The following is a 21,287-nucleotide window of genomic DNA, read 5'->3' as shown; positions in this document are numbered from 1 at the left end:
TTTGTTACAGTTGAACTGTATTCGGCCCCTTGCGGCCATCACCATCTCCCTCACCTTGGGTTAAAATTTATGTTAAAAGTCTTGACAAAAGTAATTAAATATGCTAGGACACCCGCTTTGATTGCTCTATCCTTAGCTGTGGGTGCGGGGATTATTTTACCAAAAATAACTTTAGCCAATGGCAACCCCGGCCTAACAATTTTTAGTGGAGTCGATCGCAAGGATATCTTAGATTATTTCTTGCAATTCGGTGGCCGTCCCAAGCAAATGGATCGTTATAAACTCTATATCCCCCCGAAAAAACTCTCCCAAGGGGCTGCGGCTTTTTTTATTTCCTATCCCGATTATTTTAACGGCCAGTTTGATACTAATAAAATCGAGGTACGCATCAACAACAAATCTTTACCTTTAAAGGAAGTGGTTTGGGATAAGGATAGTCGCATTATTCAAATTGTCCCCGAACAAGCGATCGATCCGACCAGTAAAGTTGAAATCGTCATGTCTAATGTCAGAAATCCTGAATTAGGCACTTATTACTTTACCTGTGATGTGATTGCCTCTGGCAATATTCCCGTCCGTCTCTACGTTGGGACTTGGATTGTCAGTATCGAACCTTAAAGTATTTATTGGAAATAGGGAAATGGGGAGATGGGGAAATTCAACTAAAACCCCAACACCCCAACACCTAACCCCCAACACCCTCTTGGTCCGAGAAAAAGTCAACCAAAGTCAACTATTTGCCTCCGAGTTGCCAAAATCTGAGGAATTTTCAACCATAGACTCGTTGGCTGGGGAATTTACCTCGGAGTTTGAGTTTTTACGACTGCCTTTGTGGGAATTTTTGCCACCTTCCCGTCCGATGGCTGCCATGTGGGCGCGATCTTGGCTAACCGCTTCACCGCCTTTTCGTCCCGCTTCCCGGGCTTCTTCGGCGGTAAATTCGTGGGCTGTACCTTTTTGATGAGCAGCTTTACCACCTTTACTAGCGATTTCCCGTTGTTTAGCTTGATCCATAGAGGCAAAACCGCGTTTACTCTTACCTGTCATAATATACCTCCTGTGTGAATGCTGATTTTAAACGTTCTTAAAGATTTATGCGAGATTTTTAAAAGATCAAAATCATGGTCTTGTCGGTGGGCAAAACATTGAGATTGCCCCGCTTTCCTCCTCTAAGAACTATGGATTCCTATCTAGGATCATAACTCATTAGCTTGACTTCTAGGGAACCAATTACAGCAATCAAAGGGCGTATTTTATGTTAAAAAATATTAAGCGAATCGAGCATCTATCAGTCTAAAGATATAGAAGTTATCTTAATGGTAAGGTACAAAGTTGGCCTTTTGGGGGAGTCGGTCTTCAGTGATCAGTGATCAGTGATCAGTTAAACCCCATCCACAGGGAAAACCGTAGTTTGGCTTTTTCGGCTACGATCCTTGCATAGCAAGACTTTAAAGGCTTAGTGGCTTGACCGTGAAATTCCAGTTCTCTGGCTGGTTGCGGTTTATCAGCTTTTTTCTCCCTTCTCCCTGTTCACTGATTACTGATTACTGTTTACTGTTCACTGAAAAATCCCCACTTTCCACTGCCCACTTCCCTTGCTGCATGGGGCTTCTCAGAAAAAATTGACAAGCCGCCACTGGGTACATTTTCCCCTTGAAAATGGCTGTATCGGAGAAGGGAGCGAGTTGTTAAAGTTGGATTGGCAGTTAATCATAATGATGAAAAACGGATTTGGTATCATACATCATAACTACTCTAGAAGAGCCGAAAAAATTTACTTGGCAGATACAAAGTACCATCTTGGTAAATCGCCTTCAGTTTTTCCGTCATAGCTATTAGCGGTAAGTTTACAATAGGTAATACGGCTCGATTGCGTCAATTTAACCAGAATAACTATCACCTATCCTTCCTGATCCCCGCACGCGAAAAATATGTCTCAAAAGCCGATTTATCTAGATTGCCACGCCACGACACCGCTCGATCCGCAAGTTCTGGCGGCGATGTTACCCTATTTTACCGAACACTTTGGTAATGCCAGTAGTATTAATCATGTCTATGGTTGGACAGCCGAGGCTGCGGTTAAACAGGCAAGAGAAACAATCGCCGCTGCTATTAATAGTAGTCCCGAAGAAATTATTTTTACCAGTGGGGCAACGGAGGCCAATAACCTGGCTATCAAAGGGGTTGCCGAAGCTTATTTCGCCAAGGGACGGCACCTAGTTACGGTGGTGACAGAACATCGCGCCGTTTTAGATCCCTGTCATTATCTGGAAAAATTGGGTTTTGAGGTGACAATTTTACCCGTCGGTGCTGATGGCCTAATTGACTTGGAACTACTAGAAAAATCTTTGCGTCCTGACACGATTTTGCTGTCAATTATGGCTGCTAATAACGAGATTGGGGTGATTCAACCTTTAGCGGCAATTGGGGCGATTTGTCGCCAGTATCAGGTACTTTTTCATACGGATGCGGCCCAAGCAATCGGGAAAATTCCCCTAGATGTGGGGGAAATGAATATAGATCTGATGTCCTTAACTGCCCACAAAGTCCACGGACCAAAGGGAGTCGGTGCGCTGTACGTCCGGCGCCGGAACCCCAGAGTCCGTCTCGCCGCTCAAATTCAAGGGGGAGGCCAGGAAAAAGGACTGCGATCGGGTACGATATTTACACCGCAAATTGTCGGTTTTGCCAAGGCGGTAGAATTGGGTATCAAAGCGATCGAAGAAGATAACAGCTACTTAAATCAGTTAAAAGCCAGTTTATGGGAGATTATCAGTCAATTAGACAGAATTTATCTCAATGGTCATCCTAGCCAAAGATTAGCCGGAAATTTAAATATTAGTATTGAAGGAGTGGACGGTGCGGCGTTATTGTTAGGATTACAGCCAATAGTGGCGCTTTCCTCCGGTTCTGCCTGTTCTTCTAGCCATACCGCCCCCTCTCACGTTTTAACTGCCCTGGGTCGCCCCGAATCTCTCGCCTATGCTTCCCTGCGCTTCGGGTTGAGTCGTTTTAATACTTTAGAAGAAATTGAACAGGTGGGGGAACAGGTGGTTTTAACGGTTAATTCCCTCCGCAAAGCCAAAAATTTTAATTTTTGCTCAGACCAGTAATATCAAATCCTGTTCTAATAAAATGAGTAAAGACGAGGAGATAAAATACCCAAGAAAGCCTAATTAGCCGAATATCTAAGTTGAAAGTAACTGAAAAATAGATACAGAACCAGTCAAGATTTGGTGGAAAAAAGAAGATGGCACTTGTTGGGTCAAATATCTTGAGGAGGGACAATAACTGATAACCGATAACTGGTAACTGATCACTAAAATCACTCGTCTTCGGCGAAAATAAAGCGAGTTAGTTCACTAGGATCGGGTTCGGGGCTAGATTCGGCAAATTTAACCGCTTCCTCGATTTCAGCTTGAATTTTCTGCTCGATTTCTTTTAATTCCTCTCTCGTGGCCAAATCTCGCTCGTAGAGATAGGCGGCAAAGCGAGTGATCGGATCCCTTTCGCCCCAGAATTGTTTCTCGTCAGCACTGCGTAACTCGTCCGGATCTGCCAGAGAGTGACCCCGGAAACGATAGGTTAAGGCCTCAATTAAAGTCGGTCCCTCACCGGCGCGGGCCCGAGCCACGGCTTCTCTGGCGGCGGCATGAACGGCGACCACATCCATACCGTCCACTTCCACACCTACCATACTAAAAACACTGGCTTTTTTATAGATTTCCGGTTGAGAAGTGGCTCGATCGTGGGCCATACCGATCGCCCACTTATTATTTTCCACCACATAGATAATCGGCAACTTCCAGAGGGCAGCCATATTCAGACACTCAAAAAACTGGCCATTATTACTCGCCCCATCCCCAAAGAAACAGACCGTTACCTGATCGGCACTGGCATCAGCCATGGCTTCCCGACGGTATTTACTTTGAAAAGCTGCCCCGGTAGCGACGGGAATCCCCTCAGCCACAAAAGCGTAACCCCCTAAAAGCTTATGTTCGGCGGAAAATATATGCATGGAGCCGCCCCGTCCTTTACTACAGCCGGTAGCTTTGCCGAATAACTCCGCCATTACCTCTTTGGCGGGAACTCCGGCACTGAGGGCGTGGACGTGATCGCGATAGGTGCTAGAAACGTAATCTTCTCCCTGACGCAAGGCTTTAATAATACCGCTAGATATCGCTTCTTGACCGTTGTAGAGATGGACAAAACCGAACATTTTGCCCCGATAATACATTTCGGCACATTTATCTTCAAACATCCGCCCCAAAACCATATCTTCGTATAGGCGAAGACCTTCAGCTTTGGTAATAATGATGGAAGCAGGATTAAAGGTTGGTAAAGTACGTTCGGAAATCATAGGGTCTGTAGTATCATTTAGACAACAAAAAGGCAAGGGGAGAGGAAGCGGTAGATTTTTCGAGAATTCTGGCAGTGAATTTTTTAGTCTTAAACCAGGGAGTTCTTGGTATTTTCTCTCTCGAATCTAATCTTAGTCAGTCAGAGATTGGCTAGGATAGAATGGTATCTTGTTATTTTACTCGCTCCGCTCTCACTTACATCATTTAATTCACTAAGGACTCTCCAGAGTTGAGGTACAGCTAACCGTGCGAATTCCTCTTGACTACTACAGGATATTGGGAATCCCCTTTCAGGTGAGTGCCGAGCAAATTGATTTGGCCTACGCCGATCGGGGACGGCAATTGCCCCGTCAAGAATACAGTCAAACAGCGATCATTGCCCGTCAGCACTTGTTAGATGAAGCTTACCAAGTGTTAAGTGCTGCGGATCGCCGTCGTGATTACGATACCCAATTGTTCGACTCCAATCCCCTGCTTCTCAACCCAGAAAGCAGCGCCGAAAACCTAGATTCTCAAGGTGGGGAGGTGGCGGCGGCTTCCTCAGAATATCTCACTTCCCAGATTACTATTGCCCCCGCCGATCTGGTGGGAGCTTTGCTCATCCTGCAAGAGTTGGGAGAATACGAGTTAGTGATTCGTTTGGCCGAAACTTATCTAGATTTAGAGCCAATTACTCGCCCAGACATGATCTTAACCCTGGCTTTGGCCTACGGGGAATTAAGTCGGGAATATTGGCAGGATAAAAATTATGAACAGGCGGCCAGCACTGCGGCCAAAGCCCTGACTTGGTTGGAAAAAGAACAAATGTTCCCGCAAGTGGCCAGCGAGATTCGCCATGATTGCGATCGCCTGCGTCCCTACCGGATTCTGGAATTGTTATCCCAAGAAAAAAAACCTAGTCTTGCCCGTCAGCGCGGCTTAAATCTCTTGGAGGAGATGTTGGCCGCTCGCGGCGGCATCGATGGCCAGGGCGATGATCGCTCTGGGTTAGGGGTGGATAATTTTTTACGCTTTATTCAACAGTTACGGGTTTATTTAACTCAGGCTGAACAGGAGAAAATTTGGGCAAAGGAGGCACAACGCCCCTCGGCGGTGGGTAATTATCTGCTGGTCTATGCCTTGATCGCCCGCGGTTTCGCCCAAAAACAACCCGCCGCTATTGTGGCAGCCAGCGAGCGCCTACAGCAATTACAAAAACATCAGGATGTCTCCCTAGAGCGATCGATCTGCGCCCTACTGCTCGGTCAAACCGAACAAGCAAGCACAATTTTAGAAAAAAGTCAAGAGCAAGAAATATTAAATTATATTAAGGAACAATCGGGGCAATCTCCCGATCTTTTACCTGGGTTATGTCGTTACGGTGAGCGTTGGTTACAAACAGAAGTTTTCTGCCATTTTAGTGATTTAGTCGAGGAGAAAGCCTCACTCAAAGAGTATTTTGCTGAGGAAGAGGTACAAAATTATTTAGAAGAATTGTCAGGTTTTCCTGACAAAAAAGTTCCTGTGCCGGTTCGAGAAAAGCCCAGCGAACCTTTAGAATCGGAAGTAAATGTTCTGAAAACCCACACCCCCCCCACCCATTTAAACCCAGTGCCAGGAGTGACACCGATGAGGGAATCTGCTTATTCTTCTTCCCACTCTCGTCCCCAAAAACCGTCTTTAGCTAGAGCTAACGGTGAGCGGGCAAGCACTGCTGTACCTGCCCTGAGAGTCACCGCTCAGGAGGAAACTCTCACCCCCTATACTCAGGGTACTGTGGTGGTGACAGCAGCCTATCGTCAACCGGCACTTAATCCCCGCCGTCGTCGTCCTAGTCGCCCGCGCCCCCAAGCAGCAGGCAACTCCGGGCCGGCAGCCCTAGAAACGGCAAAAACTGCCGTAGTCGCACCGAAACGGAGACGACCAGCCCGCAGAAAACTGCGACTCGATCGAGTGGCGATATTAGGGGTAGGATTAGTGGGAACAATCGCGGTTTTGGCCCTGGGGGTAAAGGCAATTGTCGATAGTCAATCTCCTTTGGCAGCCTTGCAAGGGGAACAGTTACCGATTTCTTTAAATACTCCCATACTAGAAATTCCCTCGGCTAATGCGGAAGTGATGGAAGGGATTCCCTTGGACAAGGAAACAGCAAAGGAGACGATTCAAGCTTGGTTAGAAGCAAAATCGGCCGCTTTTGGCAGTGAACACCAAAAAGAGCAATTGAAAGAGGTTTTAACGGGTTCAGCCTTAGAAATTTGGCAAAAACGAGCGGCGGCTTTACAGGGAAATAACTATTGGCGCTACGAGCATCAAGTGGATGTGCGCTCGGTTACTAATAATGCGAAAAATCCTAATTTAGCGACGGTGGAAGCGATAGTAAACGAAAAGGCGATGTATTTTCATAATGGCAAAGAAATTGTCAATCGTTCCTATAATAAGTCCTTGAACCTGCGCTATGATTTGGTACGGCAAGGAGATAAATGGTTGATCGAAAACACCCAAAGGAGATAAATGGTTGATCGAAAAAACCCAAGTTTTACGGCCCAACTAAACTTACTCAAACTTACTTAAAAGCCAGCAATGTTGAATCCGTAGATAAAACTTTACATACAAGCTGACTAGAACAGGTGTTCGCTGAGAGAGATTAAATTTCCCTTTTGCGATCAAATTAACGGCTCTCTTGGGTTTGGTGGGTAAAATGTATTGTTATGATACAGTCCTGCCAGCGAGCGACTGGAACGAACCACAAAGACACGAAGGACACAAAGAGACAACTCAAACAGAGGTTCTCTGTTGGCTAAAATTACTCTCATGGTCAAGTCTAGATCTAGCACAGACGCTCCGCTGTTTGGACAGCAGTAAGGAGTGGGTTGTCATTCACTCGATCCCGAACGTCACCGAAACGACCGCGGTAATATCTTTGTCGATCGAGGAAGTGTCGTAAACTCCCCAATCGCTCACGTCGGTGGAATTGCGCGAGGTGATCTGAAAAACTCCCGTTTTTGCATCGCGCACCCTTCCCACCCGACTGCCGGTGCTACTGGCGATCGCTTCGGCTCTCGCTCTGGCGTCCTTGGTCGCCGCGGCCACCATTTCCACCCGCAGTTTATCGAGTTGGGTGTAAAGGTATTGCGGGGGTTCGGAGACGAGGTTAATTCCCTCCTCGATCAATTCTGTTACCTGCCTAGAAAGTTCCTTGTAACGGGCCACATCGCTCCCTCGGATCTCGAAGCGTTGGGTGAGGCGATAGGCGAGAATTTGCCCAGTTTCCTGGCCGTTCGTTACTTCAGGAATCGGCATCGTCTCGATCGCGTTGGTGGTGATTGCGTCGTCGGGAACTTGTTTTTCTTTGAGATAAGCTCGTATCCGCTCGGTTTGCCGAATCAGATCGCGGTAGGCATCGCGGGCGGTGGGTTGTTGACTGGAAACCGATAAACGCCAGAGAAGATAATCCGATGTAATCGCCCTTTTTGCCGAACCGGTCACGACAAAAACATCGCCGGCCTGTTTCACCGCCAAGATCGCTCGCGCCGCTATCCACGAACTGAAGACGAGTGCGATCGATAGCGCCGATAAACCCGCGAATACCTGCGGGAAACGTCGGAATATAGAACTGTCTTTCATCGTCACCCCTCCTGGAAATCCGATGTTTCTATCCTATGCTAGTAAGGAGCGCATTGAAACTATTATTTACAAAAATCAATTTTTCTCGCTTGAGGTCGATGGACTTTGACAGCGAAAATTATTCAGCCCTTACTGGATTTTTAGGGCAATGGTGACTTAATAAATCTGACCAGAAAACCGGCGGAGAAATTATGGTAATACTCAATCCTGTGGAAAAAGTATAGGAGAGTAGGGAGTGGGAAGAAGGAAGAGGATTTTTAAAGTTGGATTGGGAGTTAATCATACTATTAAAAACCGATTTAGTATAACTCATCTTTGGTGGTCTGTTGGGAAAGGAGGTCAAAATAACCTAAATAATATTCGATTATTTGTCGAGCCTGGCGGTTACTTGAATCGCTTAAAAGATTGGCTCTGTGTTTTCTTAACTCCTCGACTAATTCACTACTTTTCTTTTCTATATACTCAACTTAATCGATTGATAAATTCTCGGCTGGAAACCGTTTTTACCTGTCATTTCTGTTTTTCCGTTCCCGAGAGAGACAGAAGAGGGATATAAAGACAAAATTACAGCATTTCTCCGATAGATGAGGTGCGTTTTGGCCCCTGAAAACCTTGCCGAAGCCAGGTTTAATTTATACTTCAGCTTGACGAGAAACGCTGTAGTCAACAGCTGACAGGGTAAGAACGGGGGTCTTCAGCCCGACATTGAGATAAAATCGATCTAGTTAAAAATTTAATTCCGAAACTATGTTCGACGCACTGGCCGATCGCTTAGAAGACGCATGGAAAAAGTTACGAGGTCAAGATAAAATCTCCTCGGCCAATATACAAGAAACCCTCAAAGAAGTCCGGCGGGCTTTACTGGAAGCAGATGTTAACCTACAGGTAGTTAAGGGATTTATTGCTGAGGTCGAGAAACAAGCCCTTGGCGCTGAAGTTATTTCTGGAGTCAATCCCGGCCAGCAATTTATCAAAATTGTCTATGATGAATTAGTCAAAATTATGGGGGAAAGCAACGTTCCCCTAGCCCAGGCCGATAAACCCCCCACCGTAATTTTAATGGCCGGGTTACAAGGGACAGGAAAAACCACCGCCACCGCCAAATTAGCCCTATACCTCCGCAAACAGTCCAAAAGCTGCCTGATGGTGGCTACCGATGTTTACCGTCCAGCGGCCATTGACCAATTAATCACCCTCGGTAAACAGATAAATGTTCCCGTCTTCGAGATGGGTTCTCAGGCTAATCCCGTCGATATCGCCCGTCAAGGTGTGGAAAAAGCCAAAGAATTGGGCGTAGATACCGTTATCATCGACACCGCCGGTCGTTTGCAGATAGATACCCAGATGATGGGCGAACTAGCACAAATCAAGAAAATTGTCAACCCCGACGACACTTTATTAGTGGTGGATGCGATGACCGGTCAGGAAGCGGCCAGTCTTACCAACACTTTTCACCAACAAATCGGCATCACGGGGGCAATTCTCACTAAACTCGATGGCGATACTCGTGGTGGGGCGGCCCTATCAGTGCGGCAAATATCGGGACAACCGATTAAATTTGTTGGGGTTGGGGAAAAAGTCGAGGCTTTAGAGCCATTTTATCCCGATCGCCTTGCCAGTCGCATCCTCAATATGGGTGATGTCCTGACGCTAGTGGAAAAAGCTCAGGAACAGTTAGACCTAGAAGACGCGGCCAAAATGCAGGCCAAGATTTTAGAGGCTAAGTTTGATTTTAATGACTTCCTCAAACAGATGCGGCTGTTAAAAAATATGGGTTCCCTGGGGGGAGTCTTAAAGTTAATACCCGGTCTGGGCAAACTGAGCGGGACAGACATCGAAAAGGGCGAAAAAGAGCTAAAACGCACGGAAGCGATGATTAATTCCATGACCACGGAGGAACGCGCTAACCCCGATTTATTGGCTAAGTCTCCTAATCGTCGTCGTCGCATTGCCAAAGGTTCGGGACATCCGGAAACGGAAGTTAACAAACTAATTACTAATTTCACCAGAATGCGATCGATGATGCAACAGATGGGACGGGGACAAATGCCCGCTATGCCTGGGATGCCCGGGATGGGTGGCGGAATGTTTGGGGGTGGCAATCAACCGGGGTTCCGAGGTCAAGGTGGCAGCCCGAAAAAACCGAAGAAAATCAAGAAAAAGAAAGGTTTTGGCGATTTATAGAGGCTAAAAATGTTGAAATCCAGAGCTTAAACTGAGGTTTCTACCGTCGGCTAATTTTATCTCTTTCCCCCGGACAATTTGACCGATTATCGCCCCCTCTTCCCCCACTTTCTCCAGCAATTCTCTGGCACTGTCCGGAGGCAAACACAAAACTAACTCAAAATCTTCACCGCCGTATAAAGCCCATTCTAGAGCTTTTTCGGCTCCTACATATTCTTTCAGGGTTGGATGCAGGGGAATCCTCTCGATTTCGGCACCAACCCCACTACAGCGACAAATTTGCATGATGGCATCTGCTAACCCGTCACTGCTATCCATGCCGGCGATGGGAAATTGCTTGACAATTTTTTGTAAATGTGGTATGCAATCAAGTCTCGGTCGCGGCCGTTGATGAGCTTGGATTAATCGCTTTTTTTGGGCGGAATTTAAATTCCTGCCGGTTTCAGGGTGAAAGATTAACTCTAATCCAGCCCGCGATAAACCGTGATAACCAGTAATAACGATACTATCGCCAACTTTTGCGTTAAAACGTCTAATTTCTTCATTTTTTGCCACTTGTCCCAGGGCAGTGATGCTGATGTTAATCTCCGTGGCCCGACAGACATCGCCACCAACGATCGCCGTCTGATATACTTGCAGACAAGAGCTAAGACCCCGATAGAGTCCTTCTAGCCAATCGATGGCTAGATCGGGAGTTAAAGCCAATCCTACCGTAATTCCCAGGGGTTCTGCCCCCATAGCCGCTAAATCGGATAAATTAGCCGCCGCCGCTCGCCAGCCCACATCTTCCGGAGAGGTGGTAATATCGCTAAAGTGGACGTTATTAACTAAAACATCAGTGGTGACGACGAGAGAGTAACCCTCTTTCAGGGATAAAATCGCCCCATCATCACCGATAATCTCCGCAGGACAATATTTTTGCAGAATCGGTAGCAATCCCTGTTCACCCAAATCTTTAACGGTTAAATTCATAATTTCTGGGAATTGAACAATGCAGCTTCTAAAAAGTCTTTAGTTAAGAGGATTGGCGCTGATTTTTTCGTAGGCGCGATCGATAATTCCCCGACCACGCAAAAAGCCGGTATTAGCCCCCGGACAAAGATAGGAGAGGGTTTCCGGACTAAAACGGTCTAAAATGGCCTGTTGCGATCGCAATTGCCGCAGCCAGTGGAAAGTTTTCGCAGTCTGTAGGGGTTGCGGTTGACCCTTAGTGTCGGGGAGAAGATGACGACCAGTAAATAAAACCCCCCCGTGACGGTTCCAGTAGAGACAGGAGGAACCGGGAGAATGGCCGGGAGTCCAAAAACCGCTACAAGTGGGAGATAACTGGATTTGCTGCTGAAAAACGGTAATTTGACGGTGAGGAAGCAGATAGGCTTCCTGTTCCTGTAGAATAATCTCACAATCAAGTAAACTTTGCAGAGAATCGCCCTGTTTACCCTGACCCCCGCGATGGGTAAAAAATAGGTAACGGACACCCTTTTCTAGGAGAAAATCTCGCTCGCTCTCCTCACAGCTAGGACAATCCACCAGAATATTGCCGGTATTTTCTACAATAAGATAAGAGGTTCCCCCTAGGGTTTCCCGATTAGGCGAGAAAGCGTATAAACCTTCTAGAATTAATCGGGGGGGTTTTGTGGTTTTGCTAACCTCTAAAGGAGACGATTCGGTTTCCGATCGCATGGTTTGCCTATCCAAATCACAATCAATGCGGTTTATAACTTAGCACGATCGATGACCGGGCCGGCTGAAATTAGCCGCCTTTTACTCAAGAGAAAAGAGCCGATATGGAAATGTGGTTGTTATTAGGGATTCTGGGCGGTTTCACCTATTTTATCGTCAAGCGTAGCGTGGCCAAAATCACGACAACACCAATATGGTTAATTTGGTTAGTCCTGATGACTCCGGCTCTTATTTGGACCGGCTGGACGTTAATCTATGGAGAGGATACCCCCATGCCGGCATTTTTGCTGTTCGGTCCCTTTGTGATCTGCCCTTTCTTGTACTGGTGGTTAGTACAAAAGGGTCGAGTTACTCCCCAAGAAAGCCCCCCATCACCACTGGAAACAGCGAATTTAGTCCTAGAAAATATCGATAATCCTGCGCCTAAAAATAATTTAAAACCGATCACTGCCGCAGAGGAAAAATCCCTAAGAGATTGTTTTCCTTGGGGTGTTTATTATCTGCAAAATATCGATTATCGTCCCCAGGCAATTCTCTGTCGGGGGAAATTGCGGGCGGTTCCCGAAGAAGCTTATCAAGTGATTAAAAACAATGTGGAAAAGGTTTTTGGGGATCGCTTTTTATTGCTTTTCCAAGAAAGTTTTCAGGGACAACCTTTTTTCGCTCTTGTGGCTAATCCCTGGCAGCAAAAAACAGAAACTATAGAAACTGAAAAAGTTACTCGCCCCCTTCTTGCCCTGGGTTTATTGTTATTAACTCTCTTAACTACCACGGTCATCGGTGCGGGATTAAGTGGCATTACCGCCCAACAATTAGAAAATAATTCTAGTTTATTATTGCAAGGTTTACCCTATAGTTTAGGCTTAATTGCTATTTTAGGACTGCACGAATTTAGCCATTATTTGACAGCAGTTAAATATAAAATTAAAACTACCTTGCCCTATTTTATCCCCTTTCCTTTCTTCCTAGGCACCTTCGGGGCTTTTATTCAAATGCGATCGCCTGTACCCACCCGTAAAGCTTTATTTGATGTGGCAGTGGCCGGTCCTTTGGGGGGTATAATTATCGCTATTCCTCTACTGTTTTGGGGATTGTCCCTCTCGGAAATAGTTCCCCTAACCAATCAAAGCAGTTTATTAAATTTTCAGGCCTTAAATCCGCAGTTTTCTTTTCTCTTGTCTATCGTAGCTAAACTAGCCTTCGGCAGTGATTTAATCGCAGGAAAAGCCATCCATTTACATCCTTTAGCGGTGGCAGGTTATGTGGGAATTATCGTTACAGCCCTAAATTTAATGCCTGTGGGTCAATTGGATGGTGGTCATATTGTTCACGCCATGTATGGGCAGAAAACCGCCATAATTATCGGTCAATTAACTCGATTATTCATGTTTATTTTAGCCCTAGTGCAACCAGATTTTTTACTCTGGGCGATTATTCTCTTATTAATGCCGGTCAGCGATCAACCGGCTTTAAATGATGTGACGGAATTGGATAATAAACGAGATTTATTAGGCCTATTTTCCCTGGCTTTGTTATTAAGTATTTTGCTGCCCCTTCCCGAAGCGGTGGCCCGTTGGTGGGGGATGTAAGCGACCCCATCAATCAACCTGAGTTCCAGGAAAATTATCGGTCAGTTGGGGAATAAAATCCCTATCTCCTACGTCAATGTGAGTTCGATGACCCTCATCCTCGATCACTTTAATCCACAAAGCTGAAGGCTGACAACTGATCACCGATCACTGATATATGGTTCTCAAGGCTAATTCTCGCAGAAAAAAGCGAGTTTCTCTGAAAGCGAAGTTAGGCAAATCTAGGTTAAAATGGCTGGCTATTCCGCTAATTTTGGCGATTTTAGGCTGGTTATACCACGATTTACGTTACCGGTGGGTAAAACCGGAAGCGATTTTTGTTTTGGGAGGTCATGCTGATCGAGAACGTTTTGCGGCAAAATTAGCGAAGGAATATCCTGATCTACCGATTTGGGTGTCTTCCGGTAGTCCGCGAGGATATGTGAAAAAGATTTTTAAAAAAGCGGGAATTCCCCTAGAACGTCTCCATCTCGATTACAATGCGCGAGATACTGTCACTAACTTTACTAGCCTAGCCGATCAACTGAAAGCCCAAGGTATTGATAGTGTCTATCTAGTCACTTCCGATAATCACATGAGAAGGGCGCGATTAGTGGGAGAAATTGTTTTTGGTAGTCGTGGAATCGTGATTAAACCGGTGACTGTTCCCTCCCAATCACACCCCGAACCCCTAGAAAAGTCGCTCAGAGACGGTTTTAGGGCAATATTATGGATAATAACCGGTTCTACCGGGGAATTTTGGCTAGAATCCGATTCTAGTTCCCATCTCCGATCAAAATAAAATTATCTTGACAAAATTACCCACTTTATGTTAAGCAAAAATACCATTTTCGCCATCTTATTGATTTTTGTGCCGCTATCGATCGCCGGTTCGCTGTTACACTGGGGCGGAACGGTAGTTTTTATCACCGCTTGTCTAGCTATTATCCCCCTAGCGGCCTATATGGGGGAAGCCACGGAAGCGATTGCGGTGGTGGTTGGGCCAAATATTGGCGGTTTGATGAATGCTACTTTTGGCAATGCCACAGAATTAATTCTTGCCTATGTCGCTTTGCGGGAAGGGTTCATCGATGTGGTAAAAGCGACGATTACTGGCTCAATTATCGGTAATTTACTCTTAGTTATGGGATTATCGATGTTTTTAGGCGGTTTACGCTTCAAAGAACAGGAATTTCAACCGATAACCGCCCGTTTAAATGCTTCAGCCATGAATTTGGCGGTGGTGGCACTCCTTTTACCCACTGCCGTGCAATTTACCTCCACGGGAGTCGGGGAAGCAGTCCTGCAGCGTCTATCCGTGGCCGTGGCAGCGGTGTTAATTTTCGTCTATGGTTTAAGTCTCTTATTTTCCATGAAAACCCACACCTATCTCTATGATGTCGGGGTTGCCGGTATCGAGGAGGAAAGTACCGGAGAAAGCACCGCAAGGCCGAAAATCTGGTTTTGGTCTTTGATTTTATTGATCGTTACCATCGCCGTGGCCGTAGAATCGGAGTTGTTGGTGGCATCCCTAGAGGAGGCTACGGAACAGCTAGGTTTAACGGCGCTGTTTACCGGGGTGATTCTTTTGCCTATTATCGGTAATGCGGCCGAACACGCTACGGCTGTCACCGTCGCCCTTAAGAATAAAATGGATCTATCGGTATCTGTGGCCGTTGGTTCCAGTATGCAGATCGCCCTGTTTGTGGCTCCGGTTTTGGTTATCATGGGTTATATTATCGGTCAGCCCATGGATCTAAATTTTAATCCCTTTGAGTTGGTGGCAGTGGCTGTAGCGGTGTGGTTGGCTAATTCGATTAGTAGTGATGGGCGATCGAATTGGTTAGAGGGAATGTTACTCTTAGCTACATATACTATTCTGGCCTTGGCTTTCTTTTTCCATCCTCTCACCGCTTAAAGTTGTTTCTTAGAGATATATAGACAATGACGGACGCTTTCGCTTAAGGGAGTGGTGAAACTGGCAATTTCGAGGATTTTACCGCCAGCTTTCCCTAGATTCTTCTCTAAACTCGAACTATCCTCCGACGACCACTGACCACGATAGAGGATAGCGATTCCGGTCTTTTTCAGGAAAGGCAAAGCATAGTTAACACAGATATCCACATTAGCTACCGCTCGCAAACAGACGATATCGTAAGCACAGTTATGTTTAGGGTTTTTCCCGACGATTTCCGCCCTACCTAAACGAGTTTTCGTGTTATTTAACTCTAATTTGTCAATAACTTCTTCAAGAAAATTAATCTTTTTTTGGGTGGAATCCAAGAGAGTCACCGACCAATGGGTATAGGCGATCGCAATTGGCACCCCCGGAAATCCGGCCCCAGTCCCCAAATCGATGACTGATAGGGATTTTGTCAATAAATCTGGCTGGGATTTTTGTAACCAAGCTAAACCCGATAAAGAATCCCAAAGATGTTTTTCCCAAAACTCCTCCGGTTGGGTAATTCGGGTGAGATTACAACGTTGATTACCCTCTAAAATCAACTCATAAAGTTGTTGAAATCGCGCTTGTTGGGCCCCATCGGGTTGCCATTCTAGGGTTTCTTGCCAAAGGTCAAATAATTCAGGAAGGATCATTAATTCAGTTATCAGTTATCAGTTATCAGTTATCAGTTATCAGGTATGAGGGGAGTGGGGAAATTTCAACTAATACCCGAAAACCCCAAAACCTCAACTATCTGTTTTTTCACTTTTTATTTCCCTCAAATGTCCTTGTTCAATTTTCCAGTGACGGTCAGCAATGGGGAGTAATTCCCCGGCATCGTGACTAACTACTAATAAAGTCCAGTGTTGTTTGAGACTAGCGAGAAGTTTGGCCAATTGACGACGCATAGACCAATCTAAACCGGCCGTAGGTTCATCGAGAAGTAACAGATTAGGCTGCCGGATTAACTGGACAGCGAGGGATAAACGACGCTGTTGACCCCCACTAAGATTATGGGGAGAAGTATCCAGAGGAATATTTTCTAATCCTACCTCCTTTAAGGCCGCTGTTAGGCGATCGCTTTTAATCTCCGGATGACCGAGACGCAACTCCTCAAGGATGGTTTTACCGCAAAAATGACGTTCGGGAAACTGAAAAACGATTCCTCCTAATTGTTGCAGGTGCAGCACCGTTAATTCTTGGTCGCGCCAGTGAATCGTCCCTCCTGTTTTATCGGCAAAGCCTGCTAAAATTTCCAAAAGAGTCGTTTTTCCAGAACCACTGGGGCCGACAATTAGACCTAATTCTTGGGGGGCTAATTCGAGATTAATCCCCTGTAAAATGGGATTGAGGGCAGCGGGAGGATGATAAACCACATCTTTGAGATAAAGCATTGACAAGAAAATAACTGGAAATTAAGTCTAGAAACTCGTTTCTATTGTGACAGATTTTTTCATTCGCTCAAGGAGACTTTTGACCATGGTGCTGAGGTTAGGTTTAACGAAAAAAATGGCGATCGGTGCTTCGCTGGCTGTTATGGTAGTGGTTAACTGGATTGGTCCCGGTTTAGCCGGAGATCCTTTCCGCAAAACCAATCCCCGACCGATTGGTGATAAGACCGAGGCCGCTTTTAACGCTATTTTTAAACAAGGTAACTATCTAGAGGCAAAAAAATTAATTGTTGAGGCCACAGAAAAGGAACCCCAAGAACCTTTGTCCCATGCTATGCGGGCCTCTCTTGCTTTTACCGACCAGGATTGGAACACCCTAAAAACCTACTCCGAGAAAACTAAGGAAGCGGCCAAACAAATACAGGGCAGCGACCCTTTAAGGGGAAATTTGTATCTAGCGGTGGGCAGTTTTTTAGAGGGAACCTACGTTTTTCAAACCGAAGGGGCAGTATCAGCTATCCCCAGATTACAACAGGTGTTTCAGTATTTGGAAACTGCGGAAAAGGTTAATCCTACGGATCCGGAATTGAACCTGTTAAAGGGTTATATGGATTTGATTTTAGCGGTTAATCTGCCCTTTTCTAGTCCCCAAGAGGCAATTGAAAGGCTAGAAACCTACGGAAGTCCCGATTACTTGGTCGATCGAGGTATCGCTCTAGCTTACCGGGATTTAAAGCAGTACGATCAGGCTTTGCGGTTTATCGATAACGCTCTGAAAGCAACCCCCGATAATCCAGAATTAATGTATCTGAAGGGTCAAATCCTGAGAATTCAAGGCAATACGGATAAAAATACTGGCTCTTTGAAACTGGCATTAGATTACTTTAATAATGCCCTGAAAAAACAGGAACAACTCCCCGAATCGGTCAAAAAACAGTTAAATCGCGAACACCGTAAGGTACAGGAGGAGATTAAATCCCTAGAAAACACGGCTAGTCGTTGAAAAATGCCTAAAAATAGTCAATATTTGTTTTTTTTATCAGTTATCAGTTTTTGAAGGCCATAGGCAGCCGTCAAGGGTGCATCTCAGATTTGCAGGAATACCGACAATCAGCAATTATCAGTGACTCTTAGATGATGACAAATGTATCAGCAGCTGCGTGTAAGCATCCCACCGAAAAACTAATGCGCGGGGGGTTTGGGGGCGGCACTTCGACACATTTCGACACATTTCGACAAGCTCAATGTAAAGGCTCAATGTAAAGGCTCAGTGGCCGCGCCACGACCCCAACGGGGGGTTTGGGGGGTTCTACCCCCCAAAAGCTGGGATTGAGTGATAAAATCGGAAGTAATGCCCGATTTTAGCCGAGAGTTTCCCCGTAAAAATCCCAATTGGTAGATTTACAAAAATGAGATGCACCCGCCGTCAAATTTTGCCAAAACAGAAAATCTCCTCTTATGGTATATAAAGTAAAGGATTATTAAGCTTCGCGGAAGTTTATTAATTAAAGTTAAAAATATATTGACAAAAAAATTGGCTTGTGGTAAGGAGCAGAATTTAGCCAAACCTCCTAGCTGATTTCTTGTCAAGGGTTAACCTAAGTGTAATTGGAGATTTCATGACGGCAACGACGGATAAATTGCATGGGGAGTTGATCACCTCGATCGAGCCAGACTTTAAACTGAAAGATATTATTAAAAGCATTCCCAAAGAATATTTCCAGAAAGACCAGGTTAAAGCTTGGTTGGGAGTGATTGCGAATATTTTGGCGGTCATTGCCGGTTATGCGATGCTAGTTTATTCTCCCTGGTATTTACTGCCTTTAGCTTGGATTTTCACGGGTACAGCCTTAACGGGATTTTTTGTGATCGCCCATGATTGCGGTCATCGGTCTTTTTCTAATCGACGCTGGGTTAATGATCTTGTCGGTCATATTTTCCTCTTACCGCTTATCTATCCCTTCCACTGCTGGCGTTTCCTGCACGATCGCCATCATGCTAAAACTAACATGGTAACTATAGATAATGCTTGGGATCCGTGGGAATTAGAAGCTTTTAACTCGGCCAATCCCTTAGTGCGTCTCTTTTATCGTGGCATCCGCGGACGTTTCTGGTGGCTTGGTTCGATCGCCCACTGGGCTATTCTACACTTCAACATCGAACAATTCAAAGAGAACGAACGGGAAAAAGCCCGCTTTTCGATGATTGTAGTTCTGGTTTTTGCCGCTATTTTTTTCCCAACCCTAATTTTCTACACTGGTGTCTGGGGATTGGTTAAATTTTGGGTGGTACCTTGGTTTGTCTATCATTTTTGGATGAGTACCTTTACCCTTGTCCATCACACGGCTCCTGATATTCAATTTTACTATCCCGAAGAGTGGAATCAAGCTTTAGCGCAACTAGAAGGGACAGTTCACTGTAGCTATCCCCGTTGGGTAGAAATTCTCTGTCACGATATTAATGTCCATATCCCCCATCACATCTCGACGGCGATTCCTTCCTATAACCTCCGCAAAGTTCACGCTAGTCTCAAAGAAAATTGGGGTAGTCACCTAAAAGAAACCAAGTTTTCTTGGGCATTAATGCAGCGAATCGTTGATTATTGCCATATTTTCGACTCCGAAACCGCCTACAAAACCTTTAAGGAAAGCCGCGGTTAAATCAGTCATCAGTTATCAGTTATCAGTGGGTAAGTTGTCAGTGATCAGATTTGAGTTTTAAGTGACAGTATTAAATCGAAGTTTCCTACTGTCTTTTGACTGATTGCTGATTATTGTTTACTGGCCACTGATGACTGATTACTGTTTACTGATCACTGAAAAAAGAATACCAGAAACCGCGTTTGCCACTGGGCATAACTGTTAACCAATTGGTTTTTGCTAGGGCGATTTGTTCTTGAGTTACTTGGGCATCAGAGAGATTAGCCCCGCAAAGATTAGCACCTTTGAGATGAGCGTAGCGAAGATGGGCTCCGGTGAGATTAGCCCCGCGTAAATCGGCACCTTGGAGGTCTGCATAAGCGAGATAGGCATTATCTAAATTGGTATTTTTGAGAATAGCTTGACTGAGATCAGCCCGGCCAAGATCCGCATTAGACAGATCTGCCCTTTGTAAATTAGTTCCTGTTAATTTGCATTGATAGAAATTTACCCCCAAAAGTTTTGCTTTAGCCAGATTGAGATTCGCTAATTCCTCTTGGGCAAAATTGCGCTGGCCGTTATTGTAAGCATCGAGAATCGCTTTTTCATCTAAGGGGGGTTTTTTCTTCAGTAAGGTTATATCTATGGTGCCGCGGGCTTTACTCCTACCTCCCAGCATATTATCTGAAGAGACAACTGGATTTTTGGCGGGCAATTTGGAACCTAGAGGGGCAGCAACGGAGGGATTGGCTATCAGACCTGAATCTTGTGGTCGTTTCGGGGAAGTAACCACTGGAGCTGCGATTAAACTTTGGGCTAGACTATCGGCATAAGCAATCATGTCTAAAGCATTCATTACCTCTTGGGCGGATTTGTAGCGATGACGGACAGAGAATTCCAGCATTGTTTTCAGGACTTTAGCAAACTGGGGACTCACCTTGATGAATTTTTCCCAGAGTAATTCACCTGTATTGACATCAACTTCCATATCTTTAGGAGAGCTGCCCGTGAGTAGATAGAGACAGGTAACTCCCACCGCATAGATATCACTAGCATAGACGGGACGCATGGCCATCTGTTCAGGAGGGGCAAAACCTTCGGTCCCCAAGGCAAAATTAGTGAAAGCGGTTTGAGAGTTGGTGTGAGCAATCATAGTGTTAACTTGATTTGTAACCGCCCCAAAGTCAATTAGAACCAATTTTCGGTCCGTTTGCCGACGAATTAGGTTAGCGGGTTTGATATCCCGATGAATTACCTTTTGTTCGTGGATATATTTCAAAATCGGCAAAAGTTCGCTTAAAAACTGTTTGACTCCCGCTTCGCTAAAGGGACCGCGTTTTTTTACCTCTTCGTAAAGGTTATCACCGTCAACGTATTCTTGAACTAGATAAAACTGTTGATTATCTTCAAAATAGTTTAATAATCGGGTAACCTGTGGATGAATCCCGACTTTAGCCAAGGTTTCCGCTTCTCGCTCGAACAGTTTTTTGGCCATGGTAAAAACCTTAGGATCGTTAGTGGAAGGTCGCAGTTGTTTGACCACACATATTGGGTTACCCGGTAGGGACAGATCCGATGCAGCAAAAGTTGCCCCAAACCCTCCTTTCCCTAAAATGCCCAGGATTCGATAGCGCTCGTGCAGAAGAAGTTTTGAACCGCAATTCTCGCAGATTAACGCTGTAGGAGCGTTTTTCGGTTGAGAACAGGAGGGATTAACGCAGTAGATCATTGAGAGTCACCAATTGACCTTATGGGGGGTTTTCATTCCTATAGCGGCAGGCATTTAGCCCTTCGCTATCGGCAAATTTTTGCTCTATCTCCCTTTTTGGTTTTGGGAGGTGTTTTAACCTCAAAGCATCGTGCCATAACTTTTAGAATCGGAAGACTGGTAATGGGAGAATTGCCAATCTTGA

At 45.4% G+C, this 21,287-nt stretch carries 17 protein-coding genes; 9 read left to right on the top strand and 8 right to left on the bottom strand.

Annotated features, from left to right (window positions below; all coding sequences use genetic code 11):
* Window positions 1-69 precede the first annotated feature (69 nt).
* The gene (locus RAM70_RS19975) at window positions 70-618 is read left to right on the top strand and encodes a DUF2808 domain-containing protein (protein ID WP_045358805.1); all 549 of its coding nucleotides are present in this window, start codon (window positions 70-72) and stop codon (window positions 616-618) included.
* A gap of 111 nt (window positions 619-729) precedes the next feature.
* Here RAM70_RS19975 and RAM70_RS19970 read toward each other — a convergent pair whose 3' ends face one another.
* Window positions 730-1,047, bottom strand: a complete 318-nt coding sequence (locus RAM70_RS19970; protein WP_045358806.1) for a KGG domain-containing protein — start codon at window positions 1,045-1,047, stop codon at window positions 730-732.
* 884 nt (window positions 1,048-1,931) lie between these two features.
* Between RAM70_RS19970 and RAM70_RS19965 the strand changes: the two genes are divergently transcribed.
* The gene (locus tag RAM70_RS19965; protein WP_045358807.1) at window positions 1,932-3,113 is read left to right on the top strand and encodes a cysteine desulfurase family protein; all 1,182 of its coding nucleotides are present in this window, start codon (window positions 1,932-1,934) and stop codon (window positions 3,111-3,113) included.
* Between the two features lie 212 nt (window positions 3,114-3,325).
* Here the strand turns inward: RAM70_RS19965 and pdhA are convergent, their stop codons facing one another.
* Entirely contained in the window at window positions 3,326-4,360 is a 1,035-nt protein-coding gene (gene pdhA, locus RAM70_RS19960) for a pyruvate dehydrogenase (acetyl-transferring) E1 component subunit alpha (RefSeq protein ID WP_045358808.1), read from the bottom strand.
* A 247-nt stretch (window positions 4,361-4,607) separates the two neighbouring features.
* Here pdhA and RAM70_RS19955 point away from each other — a divergent pair, with 247 nt between their 5' ends.
* On the top strand, window positions 4,608-6,851 hold the full coding sequence (locus RAM70_RS19955; RefSeq protein WP_190380765.1) for an IMS domain-containing protein: 2,244 nt from the start codon (window positions 4,608-4,610) through the stop codon (window positions 6,849-6,851).
* Window positions 6,852-7,217: 366 nt separating this feature from the next.
* Here the strand turns inward: RAM70_RS19955 and RAM70_RS19950 are convergent, their stop codons facing one another.
* A complete protein-coding gene (locus RAM70_RS19950; protein WP_045358810.1) occupies window positions 7,218-7,964 on the bottom strand; it encodes an SIMPL domain-containing protein in 747 nt (248 codons plus the stop codon).
* Between the two features lie 747 nt (window positions 7,965-8,711).
* Between RAM70_RS19950 and ffh the strand changes: the two genes are divergently transcribed.
* A complete protein-coding gene (ffh, locus tag RAM70_RS19945) occupies window positions 8,712-10,148 on the top strand; it encodes a signal recognition particle protein (protein ID WP_045358811.1) in 1,437 nt (478 codons plus the stop codon).
* A gap of 3 nt (window positions 10,149-10,151) precedes the next feature.
* Here the strand turns inward: ffh and thiL are convergent, their stop codons facing one another.
* Together thiL and RAM70_RS19935 are read right to left on the bottom strand one after the other, a co-directional pair.
* Window positions 10,152-11,120 carry a thiamine-phosphate kinase gene (gene thiL / locus RAM70_RS19940; protein WP_312675286.1) on the bottom strand — a complete coding sequence of 323 codons (969 nt, stop codon included), beginning with the start codon at window positions 11,118-11,120 and terminating at the stop codon, window positions 10,152-10,154.
* 39 nt (window positions 11,121-11,159) lie between these two features.
* Window positions 11,160-11,831: an MBL fold metallo-hydrolase gene (locus RAM70_RS19935; RefSeq protein ID WP_312675284.1), complete on the bottom strand. Its 672-nt coding sequence runs from the start codon at window positions 11,829-11,831 to the stop codon at window positions 11,160-11,162.
* A 104-nt stretch (window positions 11,832-11,935) separates the two neighbouring features.
* Between RAM70_RS19935 and RAM70_RS19930 the strand changes: the two genes are divergently transcribed.
* The 3 genes from RAM70_RS19930 to cax all read left to right on the top strand — a co-directional run bounded on the left by RAM70_RS19930 (window position 11,936) and on the right by cax (window position 15,317).
* Window positions 11,936-13,420 carry a site-2 protease family protein gene (locus tag RAM70_RS19930; protein ID WP_080754269.1) on the top strand — a complete coding sequence of 495 codons (1,485 nt, stop codon included), beginning with the start codon at window positions 11,936-11,938 and terminating at the stop codon, window positions 13,418-13,420.
* A 157-nt stretch (window positions 13,421-13,577) separates the two neighbouring features.
* Complete coding sequence (locus RAM70_RS19925; RefSeq protein WP_045358814.1) at window positions 13,578-14,201, top strand: YdcF family protein; 624 nt, start codon at window positions 13,578-13,580, stop codon at window positions 14,199-14,201.
* 27 nt (window positions 14,202-14,228) lie between these two features.
* A complete protein-coding gene (cax, locus tag RAM70_RS19920; protein WP_045358817.1) occupies window positions 14,229-15,317 on the top strand; it encodes a calcium/proton exchanger in 1,089 nt (362 codons plus the stop codon).
* On the opposite strand, the gene rsmG is transcribed toward cax, so the two are convergent.
* Entirely contained in the window at window positions 15,314-15,997 is a 684-nt protein-coding gene (rsmG, locus tag RAM70_RS19915) for a 16S rRNA (guanine(527)-N(7))-methyltransferase RsmG (protein WP_312675279.1), read from the bottom strand. The genes cax and rsmG overlap by 4 nt on opposite strands.
* Before the next feature lie 93 nt (window positions 15,998-16,090).
* Window positions 16,091-16,738: an ABC transporter ATP-binding protein gene (locus tag RAM70_RS19910; protein ID WP_002759603.1), complete on the bottom strand. Its 648-nt coding sequence runs from the start codon at window positions 16,736-16,738 to the stop codon at window positions 16,091-16,093.
* 85 nt (window positions 16,739-16,823) lie between these two features.
* Between RAM70_RS19910 and RAM70_RS19905 the strand changes: the two genes are divergently transcribed.
* Both RAM70_RS19905 and RAM70_RS19900 read left to right on the top strand, forming a co-directional pair.
* On the top strand, window positions 16,824-17,738 hold the full coding sequence (locus RAM70_RS19905; protein ID WP_312675278.1) for a Sll0314/Alr1548 family TPR repeat-containing protein: 915 nt from the start codon (window positions 16,824-16,826) through the stop codon (window positions 17,736-17,738).
* A gap of 616 nt (window positions 17,739-18,354) precedes the next feature.
* A complete protein-coding gene (locus RAM70_RS19900; RefSeq protein ID WP_312675277.1) occupies window positions 18,355-19,395 on the top strand; it encodes a fatty acid desaturase in 1,041 nt (346 codons plus the stop codon).
* 145 nt (window positions 19,396-19,540) lie between these two features.
* Here the strand turns inward: RAM70_RS19900 and RAM70_RS19895 are convergent, their stop codons facing one another.
* Window positions 19,541-21,103 carry a serine/threonine-protein kinase gene (locus RAM70_RS19895; RefSeq protein WP_312675276.1) on the bottom strand — a complete coding sequence of 521 codons (1,563 nt, stop codon included), beginning with the start codon at window positions 21,101-21,103 and terminating at the stop codon, window positions 19,541-19,543.
* Window positions 21,104-21,287 lie beyond the last annotated feature (184 nt).

This window comes from Microcystis wesenbergii NRERC-220 (genome assembly GCF_032027425.1).
Classification (GTDB): Bacteria; Cyanobacteriota; Cyanobacteriia; order Cyanobacteriales; family Microcystaceae; genus Microcystis; species Microcystis wesenbergii_A.
This window is presented reverse-complemented; position numbering and strand designations above follow the sequence as displayed.